Consider the following 18,298-nt stretch of genomic DNA (forward strand, 5'->3'; position numbering starts at 1 on the left):
GGCCTTAACTATGAAAAACAAATGGACCCAATACTTCCTCATTTTCCTTAGTGAATGGGGACTCTTTCTCCTCTTTATCACCTTCTTCCTCTTGACTCGCCTCTTCCTATGGCTCCCTGTTCAGGTTGACGGCCATTCAATGGATCCTACTCTAGCAAATAACCAACGTGTTATCGTTTTAAAACATACATCCATTGAGCGCTTTGATATTGTCGTTGCCAAGGAAGTCGAAAATGGTAAAACGAAACAAATCGTAAAACGTGTCATTGGTATGCCAGGTGACACTATCACCTATCAAAACGATAAGCTTACTGTCAACGGCAAAGAAGTTAAGGAAGAATACCTCAAAGAATTCCAGGCTGCCTTTGCCAAAGATAAGCTACAAAAAGAATATGCTTACAACGATGACAAGAGCAAGAGTGGCTACTTCCAACAACTAGCTAAGGATGCCAAGGCCTTTACAACCAATGCTGACGGTAACACGACCTTCTCTGTCACTGTTCCTGAAGGCAAATATTTCCTACTTGGAGACAACCGTATTGTTTCCAAAGATAGTCGAGTAGTTGGTTACTTTGACAAGAGTGCTCTTGTAGGGGAAGTTAAATTCCGCTTCTGGCCACTTAATAAAATTGGTACCGTTGAGGACAACTAAAAATACTGAATAAGATAAGGTTGGGGAAACCCAGCCTTATTATGTATCTAGGAAAAACACATGCAAGAATTTTATTTTTCAGGAACTATCGAACGCGTCATTTTCGAAAACGCTAGTAATTTTTTCCGTATTCTACTCTTAGAAATTGACGAAACAGACAGTGATTTTGAGGACTATGAAATCATTGTCACAGGAACCATGGGAGATGTCATGGAAGGCGAAGATTATACTTTCTGGGGTCAGCTAACCAATCATCCAAAATATGGTGAACAACTCCAAATGACGCGCTACGAACGGTCAAAACCTTCTGCTAGCGGTCTTATCAAGTATTTCGCCAGCGACAATTTTAAGGGGATTGGTAAGAAAACAGCTGAGCGTATTGTCGAGATTTATGGTGAAGACCCTATTGACAAGATTCTCGAGGATCCGAGCAAATTAGAACAGATTCCTAATCTGTCCAAGGTCAATCGAGAAGCCTTCGTTGCAAAGTTAAAAATCAACTATGGAACCGAACAAATCTTGTCCAAACTTTCCAGCTATGGACTCACACCAAAAGCTGCCTCACAAATTTTCAACCAATATAAGGAAGAATCGCTCAACCTTATCGAAGAACACCCTTATCTCTTGGTAGAAGAAGTTCAAGGAATCGGATTTAAAATAGCCGACCAACTAGCCGAACGCTTAGGGATTGCTAGTGATGCTCCTGAGCGTTTACGAGCTGCCTTGATTCATTGTCTGCTAGAAACTAGCATGGAAGAAGGCGACACCTATATCGAAGCCAAAGCCTTGCTTGAACGAACTATCATCCTTTTGGAAAGTGCTCGTCAGATTGAACTTGACCCCGCCTTAGTCGCGAAGGAATTAACCAATCTCATCCAAGAGGATAAAGTGCAAAATATAGAGACTAAAATCTTTGATAATACCCTATATTTTGCGGAACAGGGCATCTATACCCACCTAACTCGTATCATGAAAGACCAACCTGACATCAGTGCAGAGGACAAAATCCAAGCAAGTCTTGAAGAGGTGGAAGAGGAACTTGGTATTACTTATGATAAGGTTCAAAAAGATGCCATTATCAAAGCCCTACAAAGCAAGGTCTTCATCCTGACAGGTGGTCCCGGAACAGGGAAAACCACCGTTATTAATGGAATTATCAAAACCTATGCTGACCTTCATGGTCTAGATCTCAAAAAGTCTGATTTGCCTATTATTTTAGCGGCGCCAACGGGACGGGCTGCTCGTCGAATGAACGAACTCACCCAACTCCCTAGTGCCACTATCCATAGACATTTGGGACTCAATAGCGAGGACGATTTCAAGACCTTAGAGGACTATCTCGATTGCGACTTGATTATCATCGATGAGTTTTCTATGGTTGATACTTGGTTGGCCAATCAACTCTTTGAAAGTATCTCTGATTCAACCCAAGTCATCATCGTAGGTGACCAAGACCAACTGCCTTCCGTAGGTCCTGGCCAGGTCTTGGCTGACCTTTTGCAGATTGATGACTTGCCTAAGGTTTCTCTGACCAAAATTTTCAGACAATCTGAGGACTCCACTATCGTTACCTTAGCTAGCCAGATGCGACAAGGCCAACTACCCGCTGATTTCACAGAGAAAAAGGCTGACCGCTCTTACTTTGAGGCCAATGCCAACCATATTCCACAGATGGTTCCTAAAATTGTCTCTGCCGCTATAAAGAGCGGGATCGCTGCTCAGGATGTGCAGATTCTAGCTCCCATGTATCGAGGACAGGCTGGTATTAACAATCTCAATACCATTATGCAGGACCTACTTAATCATCAAGAAAAGGCCAATCAGTTTGCCTTTAATGATATTTTCTTCCGTAAGAACGACAAAATTCTCCATCTGGTCAACGATACCGAACTCAATGTCTTCAATGGCGACATCGGCATCATTACTGATCTCATCCCTGGTAAATATACTGAAAGCAAGCAGGACGAAATTTACATGTCCTTCGATGGCAATGAGGTTATCTATCCTCGTAACGAATGGAATAAGATTACTCTGGCCTATGCCATGTCAATCCACAAATCCCAAGGGAGTGAGTTCCCAGTCGTTATCCTTCCCATCACACGACAAAGTGGACGTATGCTACAACGTAACCTCATCTACACCGCCATCACACGCGCCAAGAGTAAACTAGTCATGTTAGGGGAAATCGCTGCCTTTGATTATGCCGTTCGCAACGAGGGAGCTAAACGAAATACTTATCTCATCCAACGTTTTGAACAAACTTATACACAAGCTGTTGATAAGTCTGTCGAAAAGATTGTTAAAAACGAGGCAACAGACGCCTCCAATCAAACAAAAACGAAAAACAACGACCCCTCAGAAACCCTTGAAAACAAAGACTTCTCGGAAAATATCAATCCATCCCCAGATCTTGTTAACACTTATTCACAACCTGTGGATAAGTCTGTTAACAAACCTGTGCAAACAGAAGAAAACTATCGTTTAACTGAAGATAATTGGTCAACTATAAATCCAATGATTGGTCTCAGCGAAGACGATATAGCTGCCTTTTTTAACAATAACTAAAAAAGACTTGGAGAACGACTCACTAAGAGCAACTCCAAGTCTTTTCATTTGCTAAAATAGTAAACGAATCAGGGCCATAGATATTATACCAACGATTACTGCATAGAGCAGATTTTTGCTCTTAAAGGCTACAATTACCGTTGGCACAGTAGCCAGGATTTCCATCCACTTAAACTGTGGCAAGTGACCAATCTTCTCAGTCGTGAGACTAGAGAGAATCAGAGCAAAGAGGATAGAAACTGGTAAATAGTGCAAAAATCGAACAAAGATATCTGGAAGCCCCTTGTATTTCACTAAAACAAAGGGAAGCACACGAGGAACCCAGCTGACCACAAACCCAAGTAGAATAGAAATGAGAATAAACTTATTGACGGCCATCACACATCACCCCCACACTACATCCAACCAAAGTAGCCACTAAAACAGCCAAAGATTCCGACAAGATGACACTAAAGCTCAGATAAGCCACAGCAATAGATAGTAAAATCAAGAGTAGCTTACGCACGCCTTCCCCTAACAAGGCATCAATCTGACTACTCAACAAACCAATAAACATGGCAATCAAAGCAAAATCCAAACCAAATAGCTCAGGATTAGGAATCATGGAACCAATCAAACAACCAATAACTGATGATACAATCCAAACCAAATAGCTGAAAATATTGTTACCATGCATCCAGTTAGCAGGAATATCTTTATGATGCACATATTCTCCCAACAAGACACCATAACTTTCATCCGTAATCAGACTACCAATTCCCAGCTGATTCCAGAGGCTTGTTTTTGTAAAAATCGTCGTTGCATGTAAACTCATCAACATGTTACGCAAATTAACCAAGAAAACAGTCAAGGTTAACTCACCTAGACCAGCTCCTGCAACTACTAAGGCACACATGGCAAACTGGGCCGAGCCACCATAGACCAAGGCACACATGAGGCCAACCTCAAGGGCTGATAAACCCGAAGCGGCTGCTACAACACCAAAGGCTAGACCAATAGCTACATAGCCTAAAGCTGTCGGTACTGCGGCTTTTACACCTAAACGAAAGTCAGACACACTCAATTCCTTTCTAAAGGAACCTCTTACCAAACTAGTAAGAGGTTCTTCTTATTCTTCAAATCCTGCAAAGGCTAGACTTGGTTTTGCATTCAAGTCCAACTCAGCAAAATGTTTTTGATCACATTCAATAGCAGCTGCTAGAGCAATCATGCCAGCATTGTCACCACAAAGACGTAAAGGCGGAATGACTACATCTACATCTGTGATTTCTTCAGCCAAACGTTCTCGTAAGCCCTGATTAGCTGCCACGCCACCTGCAACAACAAGTGTCTTGACAGGATAACGCTCCAAGGCTTTCTTAGTCTTAGCTAGAAGGATATCCAACACAGCAGCTTGGAAAGAAGTACAAAGGTCTTCTTTAACTAGTGCTTCTCCCTTCTGTTCTGCATTGTGATGTAAATTGATGAAGGCTGACTTCAGGCCTGAAAATGAAAACTCCAAGTGGTCTTCCTTAATCATAGCGCGTGGAAAATCATAAACATCTTTCCCTTTATGAGCCAATTCATCAATTTCACGCCCGGCTGGGTAGGTCAAACCCATCACACGCCCGACCTTGTCATAGGCCTCACCAACTGCATCATCACGTGTCTCACCAACAATCTTGTAATCCCCCGGTTCTGACACATAAACCAACTCTGTGTGTCCCCCAGACACCAAAAGTGCTAAGAGGGGATATTCCAATTCTTGAACCTCACGCGCTGCCATAAGATGCCCAGCCATATGGTTAACTGGAATCAAAGGCAATCCGTGTGCCCAAGCGAAGGCCTTAGCAGCTGCCATCCCGACCAAGAGCGCCCCGACCAAACCAGGACCATAGGTTACTGCTACAGCATCTAGTTGTTCAGCAGTAATTCCCGCCTCAGAAAGGGCATCTTTAATGCAAAGAGTTACCACTTCCACATGGTGACGGCTAGCCACCTCAGGAACAACACCACCAAAACGTTTATGGCTTTCCACCTGACTGGCAATAATATTACTTAAAAGTTCCTTCTCATTTTTCAAAACGGCAACTGAAGTCTCATCACACGAGCTCTCCACTGCCAAAATATATCTATCTGCCATTAGACTTCCTCTCGCCTCATGATAACTGCATCTTCTTGAGGCTCATGATAATAATTTTTCCGAATCCCTAGACTTTCAAAACCAAATTTTCTATAAAGTGTCTGAGCGACTTGATTTGAAGCCCTCACTTCTAGAAATATAGGCTCACTACGCTCTTCCAAATGCTTCATCAGCTGACTAGCATAACCACGCCCCTGATAAGCTTTTAAAACGGCGATATTGGTCACCTCAAGCTCACCCACCAAATTTTGAAGGGCTAAAAAACCAACAACTTCTTCCTGGTCATAAACATAGAAATACTCAGTAGTATCCAAAGCCAAGTCCGCTACCACTTGTTCTATCGTCCACGGAGATTTGTCATAAACATCCGACAAAATCCGATAAATCAGTTGAGCTTGCTCTTGGCTACTCAATCTAGACGCGCTTGATGTAGTTGTCACGGTTAGTCTCCTCATGCGTCTTAAGCCAATTCTCTTCCGCCTCAACCCGCTTCAAGTAATATGGAACAAAAGCATCCACATCAACAGAAGGCAAGGACAAGCCTAAACGACCAATTAACTGGGCAGACGGAAGACTTGACAAGATAGTTGCTTCTGGAAGGCTTTCTTTAATCTGATCCACAAAATTAGCCACTTCACCGACAAATGTCACCTTTTCAAAAGTTTTAGCTTGCTCAAGAACATCTACAAAAGCTGCATGGCAATCTGGGACGAGGGCCTGACCATTTTCATAAAAACCAACGTAAACATTATTACGACGGGCATCCATAATAGGAATCACAACACCGTCAACCGAAAGGTCTGTCAGTGCCTGTAGGCTTGAAACTCCCACCAAATCAATGTCGAGCGCATAGGCTAAAGTCTTAGCTGTTGCGACAGCCACACGAAGCCCTGTGTAAGAACCAGGACCCTGTGCAACCACAATACGTTCTAAATCAGACGGTTGCCAACCTGCCTGAGCAACTAAAAAATCAATGGTTGGCATTAGACTAATACTGTGGTTCTTTTTTACTGTGACAGTTGACTCTGCCACTAGTTTCTCATCTTCTAACAAGGCTACTGATAAAGCTGTGCTAGAAGTATCAAATGCTAATATTTTCATCTTTTTTCCTTGTTTCCTTTTATGCTTTTCTATTATAACACAAGTCACTGTTTCCCAGAAACGAACATTTTCCAACTTTTTCCGCCATTTTCTTTATCTAGCCCTTATCTTATGGTACAATAATAGTAATTGTTAAACGAATCAAGGCTACTAGCTATTACTCATAAAGTGAATATCATAACGTCAAGTAAATCATAGAAAGATTAACTTGACCGGTTTTTTTATAGAATGGCAGAGCCTTTTGGAAAGAAAGGAAAACCATGATTTATAAAGTCTTTTACCAAGAAACTAAAGAGCGTAATCCACGCCGTGAACAGACAAAATCACTCTACCTAGATATCGATGCAGAAACTGAACTTGAGGGACGTATCCAAGCTCGTCAAATCATCGAAAAAAACACTGCCTATAACATCGAATTCATCGAGCTCCTCTCAGAAAAAGCCCTTGAATACGAAAAAGAAACAGGCGTTTTTGAAGTAACGGAGTTCTAAGACCATGGCATCAAAAATCAATCTAAAACCTGAAGAAGTTGGGGTTTATGCGATTGGTGGTTTGGGGGAAATCGGTAAAAATACCTATGGTATTGAATACCAAGATGAGATTATCATCGTCGATGCGGGTATTAAATTCCCCGAGGATGATCTTCTCGGAATCGACTATGTTATCCCGGACTATTCTTACATCGTTGAAAACGTTGATCGTGTAAAGGCACTTGTCATTACCCACGGTCACGAAGACCATATTGGTGGGATCCCCTTCCTTCTTAAACAGGCAAATATCCCAATTTATGCAGGGCCACTTGCTCTTGCTCTTATCAAAGGAAAGTTGGAAGAACACGGACTACTTCGTGACGCACAACTCTATGAAATTAATGCTAATACAGAGCTTACTTTCAAAAATATGAGCGTGACCTTCTTCCGTACTACTCACTCAATTCCAGAACCTCTCGGTATTGTCATCCATACACCTCAAGGTAAAATTGTGTGTACCGGTGACTTTAAGTTTGACTTCACCCCAGTAGGTGAGCCAGCAGACCTTCACCGTATGGCTGCACTTGGTGAAGAAGGCGTTCTTTGCCTCCTCTCAGACTCAACCAATGCTGAAGTACCAACTTTCACAAATTCCGAAAAGGTCGTTGGTCAATCCATCATGAAAATTATTGAAGGTATCCACGGACGTATTATCTTCGCCTCATTTGCCTCAAATATTTTCCGTCTGCAACAAGCTGCCGAAGCCGCTGTAAAAACTGGCCGTAAGATTGTTGTCTTCGGACGTTCTATGGAAAAAGCCATTGTCAACGGGGTTGAACTAGGCTACATCAAAGTTCCAAAAGGAACTATCATTGACCCTAGTGAGATGAAAAACTACCATGCCAGTGAGATTCTTATCATGTGTACCGGTTCTCAAGGAGAGCCTATGGCAGCCCTTGCACGTATCGCTAACGGGATGCACCGCCAAGTGACACTACAACCTGGTGACACTGTTATCTTCTCATCTAGCCCTATCCCAGGAAACACAACCAGCGTTAACCGCTTGATTAATACTATTCAAGAAGCTGGGGTCGATGTTATCCACGGTAAAATCAACAATATCCATACCTCTGGACACGGTGGTCAACAAGAGCAAAAACTCATGCTTCGTTTGATCAAACCAAAATTCTTTATGCCTGTTCACGGTGAATACCGCATGCAGAAAGTCCACGCAGGTCTTGCTGTTGATTGTGGTGTTCCAAAAGATAATATCTTCATTATGGAAAATGGTGATGTCTTGGCCCTAACAAAAGACTCTGCGCGTCGTGCAGGTCACTTCAATGCTCAAGATATCTATGTTGATGGTAATGGTATTGGGGATATCGGAGCTGCCGTTCTTCGTGACCGTCGTGATCTCTCTGAAGATGGTGTCGTACTTGCCGTAGCAACTGTCGACTTCAAGTCTAAGATGATTCTAGCCGGTCCAGACATCCTCAGTCGTGGCTTCATCTACATGCGTGAATCTGGCGATCTTATCCGCGAAAGCCAACGCATTCTATTCAATGCTATTCGTATCGCTCTTAAGAATAAGGATGCTAGCATCCAATCTGTTAATGGAGCAATCGTCAATGTTTTACGCCCATTCTTATATGAAAAAACAGAACGTGAACCAATCATTATTCCAATGATTCTCACACCTGATAAATAAAAAAATGGTAGCTAGATGGCTACCATTTTTTAAAGTTTAAATCCAGTCTAGAGCACACCATTCTAGCAAGTAAAAAAGCGCTTATAACGCTTTTTTCATTTTATGCACCTGGATAAATGTAAGATACTGAACCTGGTGTTAGTGAATTTTGTGGGTCAAACCAACCACGATAGTTATTGATTTGTTGTTGACCTTGATAGTTTGACTCCAAGATTTGAATTTGACCATCTTGACCAACTTGTGTTACATAACCAACGTGACCGTAACCACCATCAGTCCAACATACAATTGATCCTGTCACAGGTGTTGAACCTACAGCATAACCTTGGCTAGCAGCGCTTCCTGCCCAATCGCCACCATTACCCCACCAGTTACTTGCCCATGGAGCGACTTCCTTAACACCCCATGTACATTGACCAACTGGATAACGATTCCAAGTAGCATCTGAATCAGTAGCTGCTACCTCTGAAGAAGAAGCTTCTGTTGTTTCCTCAACTGCTGTCGTAGCACCTGAAACTTCCAAGCTTCCACCAGGAACAATTGTTGACCAAATAGTCATGCCATTTTCAGCTGCCAATTGATAAGGATCTACCCCATACTGACTAGCAATCCCGAAGAATGAATCTCCATTTTGAACTGTATAAGTATCAGCATTAACTGTTTGTGCGACTGTAAGACCGAGCAATAATGCACTTGAGGCTACTGCCAAAGCAGCTTTTTTTGTAGTTTTCATATTTCCCCCTGAATAAGATTAATATAAAATTAGTTTAACACTCTCATATTTTAATGCGATTAAGGGGGAATAAAGAAATATGACAAAAGAAAACAGCTCAGTTAAAACTACGTAATTTGTCCAAGAACTTAATGAATTTAGAATAAAAAGAAAACCAGGCATAACCTGATCTTCAAATTTAATTTATTAATAAATGTCCAAGTAGTTATCAATTTCCCATTGTGAAACAAAGGTAGCATAACTTGCCCATTCCATACGTTTCGCATCAAGGAAGTTTGTATAGATATGATTACCCAAAGCTTGACGAACCACTTCATCTGTTTCCAATGCTTTAAGAGCGTTACGAAGTGTTGATGGCAAATCAATAATACCAGCCTCTTTACGTTCTTCAGGAGACATTGAGTAGATGTTTGTTTCAACTGGATCTGGAGCATCAATCTTGTTAATAATACCATCAAGACCAGCTTCCAAAAGAACTGCAAGTGCCAAGTATGGGTTTGCCATTGGGTCTACTGAACGTAATTCCAAACGTGTACCCATACCACGAGACGCAGGAACGCGAATCAATGGTGAACGGTTGCTACCTGCCCATGCAATATATACAGGAGCTTCGTATCCAGGAACCAAACGTTTGTAAGAGTTAACTGTTGGGTTAATAATTGCAGTATAGTTGTATGCATGTTTCATCAAACCACCAAGGAAGTAGTAAGCATCTTGAGACAATTGCATACCACGTGGATCCTCTGGATCAAAGAATGCATTTCCTTCTTCAGTGAAGAGAGACATGTTACAGTGCATACCGCTACCAGCAATACCATATTTAGGTTTCGCCATAAATGTCGCATAAAGACCATGTTTACGAGCGATTGTCTTAACAACCAATTTGAAAATTTGGATATTATCACAAGCCTTCAAAACATCTGTATACTTGAAGTCGATTTCATGTTGACCAACAGCCACTTCGTGGTGAGATGCTTCAACATCGAATCCCATTTCTGTCAACACATTAACGATTTCACGACGTGTGTTATCTGCAAGGTCAGTTGGTGCAAGGTCAAAATAACCACCTTTATCGTTAACTTCAAGTGTAGGATTACCTTGTTCATCTAATTTGAAAAGGAAGAATTCTGGTTCTGGTCCAAGGTTAAATGATTTATAACCAACTTCTTCCATATGACGCAAAGCCTTTTTCAAGTTACCACGAGGGTCACCAGCAAATGGTTCACCTGCAGAGGTATAGATATCACAAATAAGACCAGCTACTGCACCATTTTCATCCCCCCAAGGGAAAACTGTCCACGTATCAAGATCTGGGTAAAGATACATATCAGATTCGTTGATACGAACAAATCCCTCGATTGATGAACCATCAAACATAGCTTTATTTGAAAGTACCTTATCCAACTGTTCATCTGTCGCAGGAATTTCAACGTTCTTCATAACACCAAGAATATCAGAGAACATTAAACGCAAGAAAGTAACATTCTTCTCTTTGACTTCGCGACGAATATCAGCTGCTGTGATTGCCATAATAGGGGTCTCCTTTATAAAAACCAAAAATAAAAGTTCAAAGCGTAATTAGATACGCAAGTTACCAAATTGTTGTGACGGGGTCGTAAAACGGCCTTGCTGAAGGAGTTCATCATGCAAGATACGTCGAACGTCCGCATCTGTTAAAGCCGCTTGTTTTTGTTGGGCACGAACTTCACGCTCTTCGTACTCATGCTTAATCGCTGCAATATTGTAACCATCATCCAAAAAATCTTTGATTTCCAATAAACGATCCATATCATTTAATGAGTACATACGACGATTTCCAGCTGTACGTTCAGGTTGAATTAAACCTTGATCTTCATAGTAACGAATTTGACGAGCAGTTAAATCCGTCAATTTCATAACTGTTCCAATCGGAAAAACAGCTAGAGAACGTCTTAATTCTTTCTCTCTTGCCATGATCATCCTCCTTTCCTAACAATTATATTCTGAATATTTCTACATGTCAACAGTTTATGTTACTTTTTCTTACACAACGAGCAATTCCCGAACATTATATTGTGTATTCGCTCTAATTTAAGGATTTTATCAAAAAAACATAAAAAATAGAGTTCAATAGAACCCTATCATTCTTATTTTAAGTGTTTAAGTAACCAATCATAATCATAATTGACAAGGATTGCTATAAAGACTCCACAGAAAGTTTCAAAGACTCGTGCAATAACATAAGTAAAGGTATTATCAGGTGGAATAGACAAAGTAATAATCAGAAGTGCAGCCACCCCTCCAATAACACCAGATGCATTATTAAAAGACACATTAATGACAATCGTCAGCATTGTCAAAATTGGAACCAATAGCAAGGTCACCCAAACTGAATGATTAAACCACATATTCACAAAGTAAAATAATAGCGACAAAAGCCCTCCAACCGTATTCGCAAAAATACGTGATTTACCAAACTGAATACTTCTGTCAAAGTTTTCTCGAAGACTAAAGACTGCTGTCAAACAACCAATCTGAAGCCCTTCCCACCCTAAAGCAGAAAAAAGACCTAAAACAAGAAAGACAGCAATCCCCGTCTTAAGTGTACGCATACCAAATTTAAATTTTTTCGGTTCAAATTTCAATCCCATTTTACTATTTTAACATGATTATGAAACTTTTGGCTACTTCTACAGTATTATGACGCAAAGTTCAAACTAATAATCGCAATTTTTTGAGAGAAATTTACTTCCCAATAATAATTTAAGCCTCTATCAAATATTCAAAGAGATGACACAAAAAAGAGTTGGTTTCCCAACTCTTTTCATTCTAATAGACTTATTTATCAGTAAGTGCAGCCAATCCTGGAAGTTCTTTACCTTCAAGAAGTTCCATAGAAGCACCACCACCAGTAGAGATCCATGAGAATTTATCTGCACGTCCAAGGTTGATTGCTGCAGCAGCTGAGTCACCACCACCGATGATTGATTTAACGCCTGGTTGTTTCACGATTGCGTCCATCACACCGATTGTACCAGCTTGGAAGTCAGGGTTTTCAAATACACCCATAGGACCATTCCATACAACTGTTTTCGCACCAGTCAAGGCTTTATCGAATTCAGCAATTGATTTAGGACCGATATCCAAACCAAGGAAACCTGGGTCTACTGCTTCACCTTCAGTGTCTTTCACTTCAGTGTAGTCAGCAAATGCATTAGCTTCTTTTGAGTCAACTGGCAAGATCAATTTACCGTTTGATTTTTCAAGAAGAGCTTTAGCAACATCAAGTTTATCTTCTTCTACAAGTGAGTTACCGATTTCGATACCTTGTGCTTTGTAGAATGTGTAAGTCATACCACCACCGATAAGAACTTTATCAGCTTTTGCAAGAAGGTTTTCGATAACACCAATCTTATCAGATACTTTAGAACCACCAAGGATAGCTACGAATGGACGTTCTGGAGTTTCAACTGCTTCTTTGATGTAAGCAATTTCGTTTTCAAGAAGGAAACCAGCAACAGCTTTATCAACGTTTGCTGAGATACCAACGTTAGATGCGTGTGCACGGTGAGCTGTACCGAATGCATCGTTTACGAAGATACCATCTCCAAGTGATGCCCAGTATTTACCAAGTTCAGGATCATTTTTAGATTCTTTCTTGCCATCAACATCTTCAAAACGAGTGTTTTCAACCAAGAGAACTTGTCCATCTTCAAGAGCGTTAACAGCTGCTTCCAATTCAGCACCACGTGTAACACCTGGGATAAATTTAACGTCTTGACCCAATTTAGCAGCCAAGTCAGCAGCTACAGGAGCAAGTGATTTGCCTTCTTTATCAGCTTCTTCTTTTACACGTCCAAGGTGAGAGAAGAGGATTGCACGTCCACCTTGTTCAAGAATGTACTTGATAGTTGGAAGGGCAGCAGTGATACGGTTGTCGTTAGTGATCACGCCATCTTTTACAGGTACGTTGAAGTCAACACGAACGAGAACTTTTTTCCCTTTCAAGTCAACATCTTTAACAGTCAATTTAGCCATTTGATCAGACTCCTTAATTTTTTAATACGTTTTCATTATATCACAAAATGCATAAAAGAGATAGCAAAATCAGAAGGATTTCTAGCTTATTGCTAGTATAAGACATTTAGCATATAATCTAAATAGAAAGGTCGAATATCCATGAAAAAACCGCTAAACAAGAAGCAGAAACAAGCTGACCATGATCTAAATGTAATCCTTATTCTTACCCTTGTTCTTCTGCTCCTCTTTCTTACTCTTAAACCAACTCTTTTTTCATACACTAACCAAACCTCAGTACCGCTATGGCTGCGATTAATCTTATTAGCTAGTTGTCAATTTGCCATCGCAGGCTTAGGAACCAGCACTGTTATGCTTTATCGCAAAGAATCTTTCAGACACTTTGGATTAATCACCAAAAATCTAGTTACCACCCTTTTTCAATCTCTTCTTGTAGCCCTACCACTTATCATATTTAAAGGAATTACTCATCAGATTCATTCCTATCTACCTCTTCAATCAATACAATTAACAAAAGAAGTAATGAGCCAATCATTTCCTAGTAATATCCTGGCATACCTATTCATCTGTCTTATTTGGGGATTCTGGGAAGGATTTAACTATGTAGTCATCGCTGAAAAGATACGCATACGTTTTCCATCTCCTTACATTTGGTTAGATAGTGGGGCAATAACTTGTGCGATTTTTTGCCTCCTTATCCATGGAATCATTGGTTTTGATGTCTATACCCTATTTGAATCACTTACCGTTTTTATACTTATTTATGGTATGCTAGCTATACAAAAACATAATAAAAACGCCTGGGGTTGTATCATGCTCTTTCTACTCATTTGGAATGCCTTCTAGCTTATTCATAAATCACAATCCTACTGAGATTATAACAGCCTATTTATACGGCTGTTTTATTATTTTGGAAAATAAAAAAAGAGCCGAAGCTCTTCTTTTTATACAATTGAATTATTTAGCGATTTTCGCGAAGTATTCAAGAGTACGTACAAGTTGTGAAGTGTATGACATTTCGTTGTCGTACCAAGAAACAACTTTAACCAATTGTTTACCATCAACAGTTTGTACTTTAGTTTGAGTTGCATCAAACAATGAACCGTAAGAAATACCTACGATATCTGAAGATACGATTGGATCTTCAGTGTAACCGAATGATTCGTTTGAAGCTGCTTTCATAGCTGCGTTCACTTCATCAACAGTAACGTCTTTTTCAAGAACTGCTACCAATTCAGTAACTGATCCAGTTGGAACTGGAACACGTTGTGCAGCACCGTCAAGTTTACCGTTCAATTCTGGGATAACCAAACCGATAGCTTTAGCAGCACCAGTTGAGTTAGGAACGATGTTTGCAGCACCAGCACGTGCACGACGAAGGTCACCACCACGGTGTGGTCCGTCAAGGATCATTTGGTCACCAGTGTAAGCGTGGATAGTAGTCATCAAACCTTGTTTAACACCGAAGTTATCTTGCAATGCTTTAGCCATTGGAGCCAAGCAGTTTGTAGTACATGAAGCACCTGAGATAACTGTTTCAGTACCATCAAGGATATCGTGGTTAGTGTTAAATACGATTGTTTTAACATCGTTTCCACCAGGAGCAGTGATAACAACTTTCTTAGCTCCACCTTCGTGCAAGTGTTTTTCAGCAGCATCTTTCTTAGCAAAGAAACCAGTTGCTTCAAGAACGATTTCTACACCGTCGTTAGCCCAGTCAATTTGTTCTGGGTCACGTTCAGCAGAAACTTTAACGAATTTACCGTTAACTTCAAATCCACCATCTTTAACTTCAACAGTACCGTCGAAACGACCTTGAGTTGTGTCGTATTTCAACAAGTGTGCAAGCATAACTGGATCTGTAAGGTCGTTGATGCGCGTAACTTCAACACCTTCTACGTTTTGGATACGACGGAAAGCAAGACGACCGATACGACCGAAACCGTTAATACCAACTTTAACTACCATTAGTGATTTCCTCCTTATGAAAATCAAATAAATATAATTTTGAGAGCAAGCTCTCCCTATTGTGAAAAGATTAACTTGAGCGCTTTCAATTCAACCTTTCAACAGTCATATTATATAATTTTTTTCAAAAAATTGCAAATAGAAAAGGCACTTACTTTCATAAGTACCTTAACTTTATAAGTTCTAATTAAGCTTCACCAGAATTTTTCTTGATGATTTCTTCTTGAACTGATTTAGGAACATCTTCATAGTGGTCAAATACCATCATGAATGTACCACGACCTTGAGTTGCAGAACGAAGTGTTGTTGCATAACCGAACATTTCAGCAAGTGGAACATACGCACGAACGATTTGGCTGTTACCGTGTGCTTCCATACCATCAACACGTCCACGACGAGCTGTAACGTGACCCATAACATCACCAAGGTTTTCTTCAGGAACAGTGATTGTTACAAGCATCATTGGTTCAAGGATAGTTGGTTGTGCAGTCTTAGCAGCTTCTTTAAGTGCAAGAGACGCAGCAATCTTGAAGGCAGTTTCAGATGAATCGACATCGTGGTATGAACCATCGTAAAGCTTAGCTTTGATGTCAACCATTGGGTATCCAGCAAGGACACCGTTAGCCATAGATTCTTCCAATCCTTTTTCTACTGCAGGGATGAATTCACGTGGAACCACACCACCGACGATAGCATTTTCGAATTCGAAACCTTTACCTTCTTCATTTGGAGTAAATTCAATCCAAACATCACCAAACTGACCTTTACCACCAGATTGACGTTTGAAGAATCCACGTGCTTGTGTTCCAGCACGGAATGTTTCACGGTAAGATACTTGTGGAGCACCAACGTTTGCTTCAACTTTGTGTTCACGTTTCAAACGGTCAACAAGGACATCAAGGTGAAGTTCACCCATACCAGAGATAACTGTTTCACCAGTTTCAGGGTTAGTTTCAACACGGAATGTTGGATCTTCTTCAGCAAGTTTTTGAAGACCGATACCCATCTTATCTTGGTCAGCTTTAGTCTTAGGCTCAACCATCAATTGGATAACTGGTTCTGGAACTTCGATTGACTCAAGAATAACTTTAGCTTTTTCATCAGTCAATGAGTCACCAGTTGTAGTATCTTTCAAACCGATAGCAGCAGCGATATCACCAGCGTATACTTGTTCAATTTCTTGACGGCTGTTAGCGTGCATTTGAAGGATACGTCCGATACGTTCACGTTTACCTTTAGATGTGTTCATTACATATGAACCTGATTGAAGGATACCTGAGTAAACACGGATAAATGTCAAACGACCTACAAATGGGTCAGTCATGATCTTGAAGGCAAGAGCTGCAAATGGCTCATCATCAGATGCTGGACGAGTTTCTTCTTCGTCTGTATCTGGGTTGATACCTTTGATTGCAGGGATATCAAGTGGACTTGGAAGGTAATCGATAACCGCATCAAGCATCAATTGAACACCTTTGTTCTTGAAGGCAGAACCACAAAGAACTGGGAAGAATTCAACGTTGATTGTTGCACGACGGATAGCTGCTTTCAATTCCTCGTTAGTGATTTCTTCACCTTCAAGGTATTTCATCATCAAATCTTCGTCAGTTTCAGCAACTGCTTCGATCAATTTTTCACGGTATTCGTTTGCTTGATCAACGTAATCAGCTGGAATATCTTCTTCAAGAATATCTGTACCAAGGTCATTAGTATAGATTTCAGCTTTCATTTTAATCAAGTCAATGATACCACGGAAATCATCTTCAGCACCGATTGGCAATTGGATTGGGTGTGCGTTTGCTTGAAGACGATCGTGAAGTGTGCTTACTGAGTAAAGGAAGTCTGCACCGATTTTATCCATTTTGTTGGCAAATACGATACGTGGAACACCATACTCAGTTGCTTGACGCCAAACTGTTTCAGTTTGAGGTTCTACACCTGATTGTGAGTCAAGAACGGTTACGGCACCATCCAATACACGGAGTGAACGTTGTACTTCGATTGTGAAGTCCACGTGTCCTGGTGTATCGATGATGTTAACGCGGTGACCATCCCATTGTGCTGTTGTAGCGGCAGATGTGATTGTGATACCACGCTCTTGTTCTTGCTCCATCCAGTCCATTTGTGATGCACCTTCGTGAGTTTCACCGATTTTGTGGATTTTACCAGTGTAGTAAAGGATACGCTCTGTTGTAGTTGTTTTACCGGCATCGACGTGGGCCATGATACCGATATTACGAGTTTTTGCAAGTGAAAATTCGCGTGCCATTAGGTTTATTCTCCTATAAATATTTTAGTTTACTTATTTATTATAACATTATTGTCAAAAAACGGATAGGCAGGACCTACCCGTTTTTTCACTAATATTTAACTGGTTTTCAAATGATATGAATAATATTATTTAAATTCAGAGTCAGCCTATTACAAATCCATAATCTTAGCTTATGAATATATGACTGTAATTCAGCTTGAAACTTATGATTACCAGCGGAAGTGTGCAAAGGCACGGTTTGCTTCAGCCATTTTGTGAGTATCTTCACGTTTCTTAACTGATGCACCAGTGTTGTTTGCAGCATCCATGATTTCTTTTGCAAGACGATCTTTCATAGTGTGTTCACCACGCGCACGTGATGCGTTAACCAACCAACGAAGACCAAGAGTTGTACGACGTTCTGGACGAACTTCAACTGGGACTTGGTAGTTTGAACCACCGACACGACGTGCACGTACTTCAAGTACAGGCATGATGTTGTCCATAGCTGTTTCAAATACTTCAAGAGCATCGTTTCCAGTTGCTTCTTTGATTTGCTCGAAAGCATCGTATACGATTGTTGCAGCAGTACCACGTTTACCGTCAAGCATTACACGGTTGATAAGACGTGTAACGATTTTTGAATTGTACAATGGATCTGCCAATACTTCGCGTTTAGGCGCTCTATTTTTACGACTCATTTTATCTTAT

General features: G+C 40.7%; 18 protein-coding genes. 5 read left to right on the forward strand and 13 right to left on the reverse strand.

What is annotated here, in order from left to right; all coding sequences use genetic code 11:
* The first annotated feature begins 10 nt into the window (after positions 1–10).
* Positions 11–652 carry a signal peptidase I gene (gene lepB, locus ADH51_RS05225; protein WP_048674972.1) on the forward strand — a complete coding sequence of 214 codons (642 nt, stop codon included), beginning with the start codon at positions 11–13 and terminating at the stop codon, positions 650–652.
* Positions 653–712: 60 nt separating this feature from the next.
* Positions 713–3,217 (forward strand): ATP-dependent RecD-like DNA helicase, encoded by a 2,505-nt coding sequence (locus ADH51_RS05230; protein WP_048674975.1) that lies wholly within the window; start codon positions 713–715, stop codon positions 3,215–3,217.
* A gap of 51 nt (positions 3,218–3,268) precedes the next feature.
* Here ADH51_RS05230 and ADH51_RS05235 read toward each other — a convergent pair whose 3' ends face one another.
* The 5 genes from ADH51_RS05235 to tsaB are packed head-to-tail and all read right to left on the reverse strand — an operon-like array spanning position 3,269 to position 6,440.
* Positions 3,269–3,595: an AzlD domain-containing protein gene (locus tag ADH51_RS05235; RefSeq protein ID WP_048674977.1), complete on the reverse strand. Its 327-nt coding sequence runs from the start codon at positions 3,593–3,595 to the stop codon at positions 3,269–3,271.
* Positions 3,582–4,274, reverse strand: a complete 693-nt coding sequence (locus ADH51_RS05240; RefSeq protein WP_002884750.1) for an AzlC family ABC transporter permease — start codon at positions 4,272–4,274, stop codon at positions 3,582–3,584. The genes ADH51_RS05235 and ADH51_RS05240 overlap by 14 nt, the downstream gene beginning before the upstream one ends.
* A 51-nt stretch (positions 4,275–4,325) precedes the next feature.
* Complete coding sequence (tsaD, locus tag ADH51_RS05245; RefSeq protein WP_002884621.1) at positions 4,326–5,339, reverse strand: tRNA (adenosine(37)-N6)-threonylcarbamoyltransferase complex transferase subunit TsaD; 1,014 nt, start codon at positions 5,337–5,339, stop codon at positions 4,326–4,328.
* On the reverse strand, positions 5,339–5,794 hold the full coding sequence (gene rimI / locus ADH51_RS05250) for a ribosomal protein S18-alanine N-acetyltransferase (protein ID WP_048674980.1): 456 nt from the start codon (positions 5,792–5,794) through the stop codon (positions 5,339–5,341). The genes tsaD and rimI overlap by 1 nt, the downstream gene beginning before the upstream one ends.
* The gene (tsaB, locus tag ADH51_RS05255; protein WP_014635061.1) at positions 5,754–6,440 is read right to left on the reverse strand and encodes a tRNA (adenosine(37)-N6)-threonylcarbamoyltransferase complex dimerization subunit type 1 TsaB; all 687 of its coding nucleotides are present in this window, start codon (positions 6,438–6,440) and stop codon (positions 5,754–5,756) included. Before tsaB ends, rimI begins: the two co-directional genes overlap by 41 nt.
* A gap of 260 nt (positions 6,441–6,700) precedes the next feature.
* Between tsaB and ADH51_RS05260 the strand changes: the two genes are divergently transcribed.
* Complete coding sequence (locus ADH51_RS05260) at positions 6,701–6,931, forward strand: DNA-dependent RNA polymerase subunit epsilon (RefSeq protein ID WP_002884752.1); 231 nt, start codon at positions 6,701–6,703, stop codon at positions 6,929–6,931.
* 4 nt (positions 6,932–6,935) lie between these two features.
* Complete coding sequence (rnjA, locus tag ADH51_RS05265) at positions 6,936–8,618, forward strand: ribonuclease J1 (RefSeq protein ID WP_048674982.1); 1,683 nt, start codon at positions 6,936–6,938, stop codon at positions 8,616–8,618.
* 100 nt (positions 8,619–8,718) lie between these two features.
* Here the strand turns inward: rnjA and ADH51_RS05270 are convergent, their stop codons facing one another.
* From ADH51_RS05270 to ADH51_RS05290, 5 genes are all read right to left on the reverse strand, one after another.
* Positions 8,719–9,351: a CHAP domain-containing protein gene (locus tag ADH51_RS05270; protein ID WP_048674984.1), complete on the reverse strand. Its 633-nt coding sequence runs from the start codon at positions 9,349–9,351 to the stop codon at positions 8,719–8,721.
* 186 nt (positions 9,352–9,537) lie between these two features.
* A complete protein-coding gene (glnA, locus tag ADH51_RS05275; protein WP_002884322.1) occupies positions 9,538–10,881 on the reverse strand; it encodes a type I glutamate--ammonia ligase in 1,344 nt (447 codons plus the stop codon).
* A 48-nt stretch (positions 10,882–10,929) separates the two neighbouring features.
* The gene (locus ADH51_RS05280; protein WP_004183576.1) at positions 10,930–11,304 is read right to left on the reverse strand and encodes a MerR family transcriptional regulator; all 375 of its coding nucleotides are present in this window, start codon (positions 11,302–11,304) and stop codon (positions 10,930–10,932) included.
* Between the two features lie 173 nt (positions 11,305–11,477).
* Positions 11,478–11,981 (reverse strand): FUSC family protein, encoded by a 504-nt coding sequence (locus ADH51_RS05285; protein WP_002884568.1) that lies wholly within the window; start codon positions 11,979–11,981, stop codon positions 11,478–11,480.
* A gap of 187 nt (positions 11,982–12,168) precedes the next feature.
* Positions 12,169–13,368 carry a phosphoglycerate kinase gene (locus tag ADH51_RS05290; RefSeq protein WP_002884739.1) on the reverse strand — a complete coding sequence of 400 codons (1,200 nt, stop codon included), beginning with the start codon at positions 13,366–13,368 and terminating at the stop codon, positions 12,169–12,171.
* A 141-nt stretch (positions 13,369–13,509) separates the two neighbouring features.
* Between ADH51_RS05290 and ADH51_RS05295 the strand changes: the two genes are divergently transcribed.
* Positions 13,510–14,214 (forward strand): hypothetical protein, encoded by a 705-nt coding sequence (locus ADH51_RS05295; protein WP_048674986.1) that lies wholly within the window; start codon positions 13,510–13,512, stop codon positions 14,212–14,214.
* A 111-nt stretch (positions 14,215–14,325) separates the two neighbouring features.
* Here the strand turns inward: ADH51_RS05295 and gap are convergent, their stop codons facing one another.
* The 3 genes from gap to rpsG form a co-directional block, all read right to left on the reverse strand.
* Positions 14,326–15,336 (reverse strand): type I glyceraldehyde-3-phosphate dehydrogenase, encoded by a 1,011-nt coding sequence (gene gap / locus ADH51_RS05300; protein ID WP_002884461.1) that lies wholly within the window; start codon positions 15,334–15,336, stop codon positions 14,326–14,328.
* A 187-nt stretch (positions 15,337–15,523) separates the two neighbouring features.
* Complete coding sequence (gene fusA / locus ADH51_RS05305; protein WP_002884537.1) at positions 15,524–17,605, reverse strand: elongation factor G; 2,082 nt, start codon at positions 17,603–17,605, stop codon at positions 15,524–15,526.
* A 212-nt stretch (positions 17,606–17,817) separates the two neighbouring features.
* The gene (rpsG, locus tag ADH51_RS05310; protein ID WP_002884746.1) at positions 17,818–18,288 is read right to left on the reverse strand and encodes a 30S ribosomal protein S7; all 471 of its coding nucleotides are present in this window, start codon (positions 18,286–18,288) and stop codon (positions 17,818–17,820) included.
* Between the last annotated feature and the right edge of the window lie 10 nt (positions 18,289–18,298).

The sequence above is a fragment of the Streptococcus sp. 449_SSPC genome (assembly GCF_001073005.1).
GTDB lineage: Bacteria > Bacillota > Bacilli > Lactobacillales > Streptococcaceae > Streptococcus > Streptococcus salivarius_F.

Coding starts and splice junctions, on each gene's coding strand:
- lepB (WP_048674972.1), top strand. CDS start 11: ATGAAAAACAAATGGACCCAATACTTCCTCATTTTCCTTAGTGAATGG.
- ADH51_RS05230 (WP_048674975.1), top strand. CDS start 713: ATGCAAGAATTTTATTTTTCAGGAACTATCGAACGCGTCATTTTCGAA.
- ADH51_RS05235 (WP_048674977.1), bottom strand. CDS start 3,595: ATGGCCGTCAATAAGTTTATTCTCATTTCTATTCTACTTGGGTTTGTG.
- tsaD (WP_002884621.1), bottom strand. CDS start 5,339: ATGGCAGATAGATATATTTTGGCAGTGGAGAGCTCGTGTGATGAGACT.
- rimI (WP_048674980.1), bottom strand. CDS start 5,794: ATGAGGAGACTAACCGTGACAACTACATCAAGCGCGTCTAGATTGAGT.
- tsaB (WP_014635061.1), bottom strand. CDS start 6,440: ATGAAAATATTAGCATTTGATACTTCTAGCACAGCTTTATCAGTAGCC.
- ADH51_RS05260 (WP_002884752.1), top strand. CDS start 6,701: ATGATTTATAAAGTCTTTTACCAAGAAACTAAAGAGCGTAATCCACGC.
- rnjA (WP_048674982.1), top strand. CDS start 6,936: ATGGCATCAAAAATCAATCTAAAACCTGAAGAAGTTGGGGTTTATGCG.
- ADH51_RS05270 (WP_048674984.1), bottom strand. CDS start 9,351: ATGAAAACTACAAAAAAAGCTGCTTTGGCAGTAGCCTCAAGTGCATTA.
- glnA (WP_002884322.1), bottom strand. CDS start 10,881: ATGGCAATCACAGCAGCTGATATTCGTCGCGAAGTCAAAGAGAAGAAT.
- ADH51_RS05280 (WP_004183576.1), bottom strand. CDS start 11,304: ATGGCAAGAGAGAAAGAATTAAGACGTTCTCTAGCTGTTTTTCCGATT.
- ADH51_RS05285 (WP_002884568.1), bottom strand. CDS start 11,981: ATGGGATTGAAATTTGAACCGAAAAAATTTAAATTTGGTATGCGTACA.
- ADH51_RS05290 (WP_002884739.1), bottom strand. CDS start 13,368: ATGGCTAAATTGACTGTTAAAGATGTTGACTTGAAAGGGAAAAAAGTT.
- ADH51_RS05295 (WP_048674986.1), top strand. CDS start 13,510: ATGAAAAAACCGCTAAACAAGAAGCAGAAACAAGCTGACCATGATCTA.
- gap (WP_002884461.1), bottom strand. CDS start 15,336: ATGGTAGTTAAAGTTGGTATTAACGGTTTCGGTCGTATCGGTCGTCTT.
- fusA (WP_002884537.1), bottom strand. CDS start 17,605: ATGGCACGCGAATTTTCACTTGCAAAAACTCGTAATATCGGTATCATG.
- rpsG (WP_002884746.1), bottom strand. CDS start 18,288: ATGAGTCGTAAAAATAGAGCGCCTAAACGCGAAGTATTGGCAGATCCA.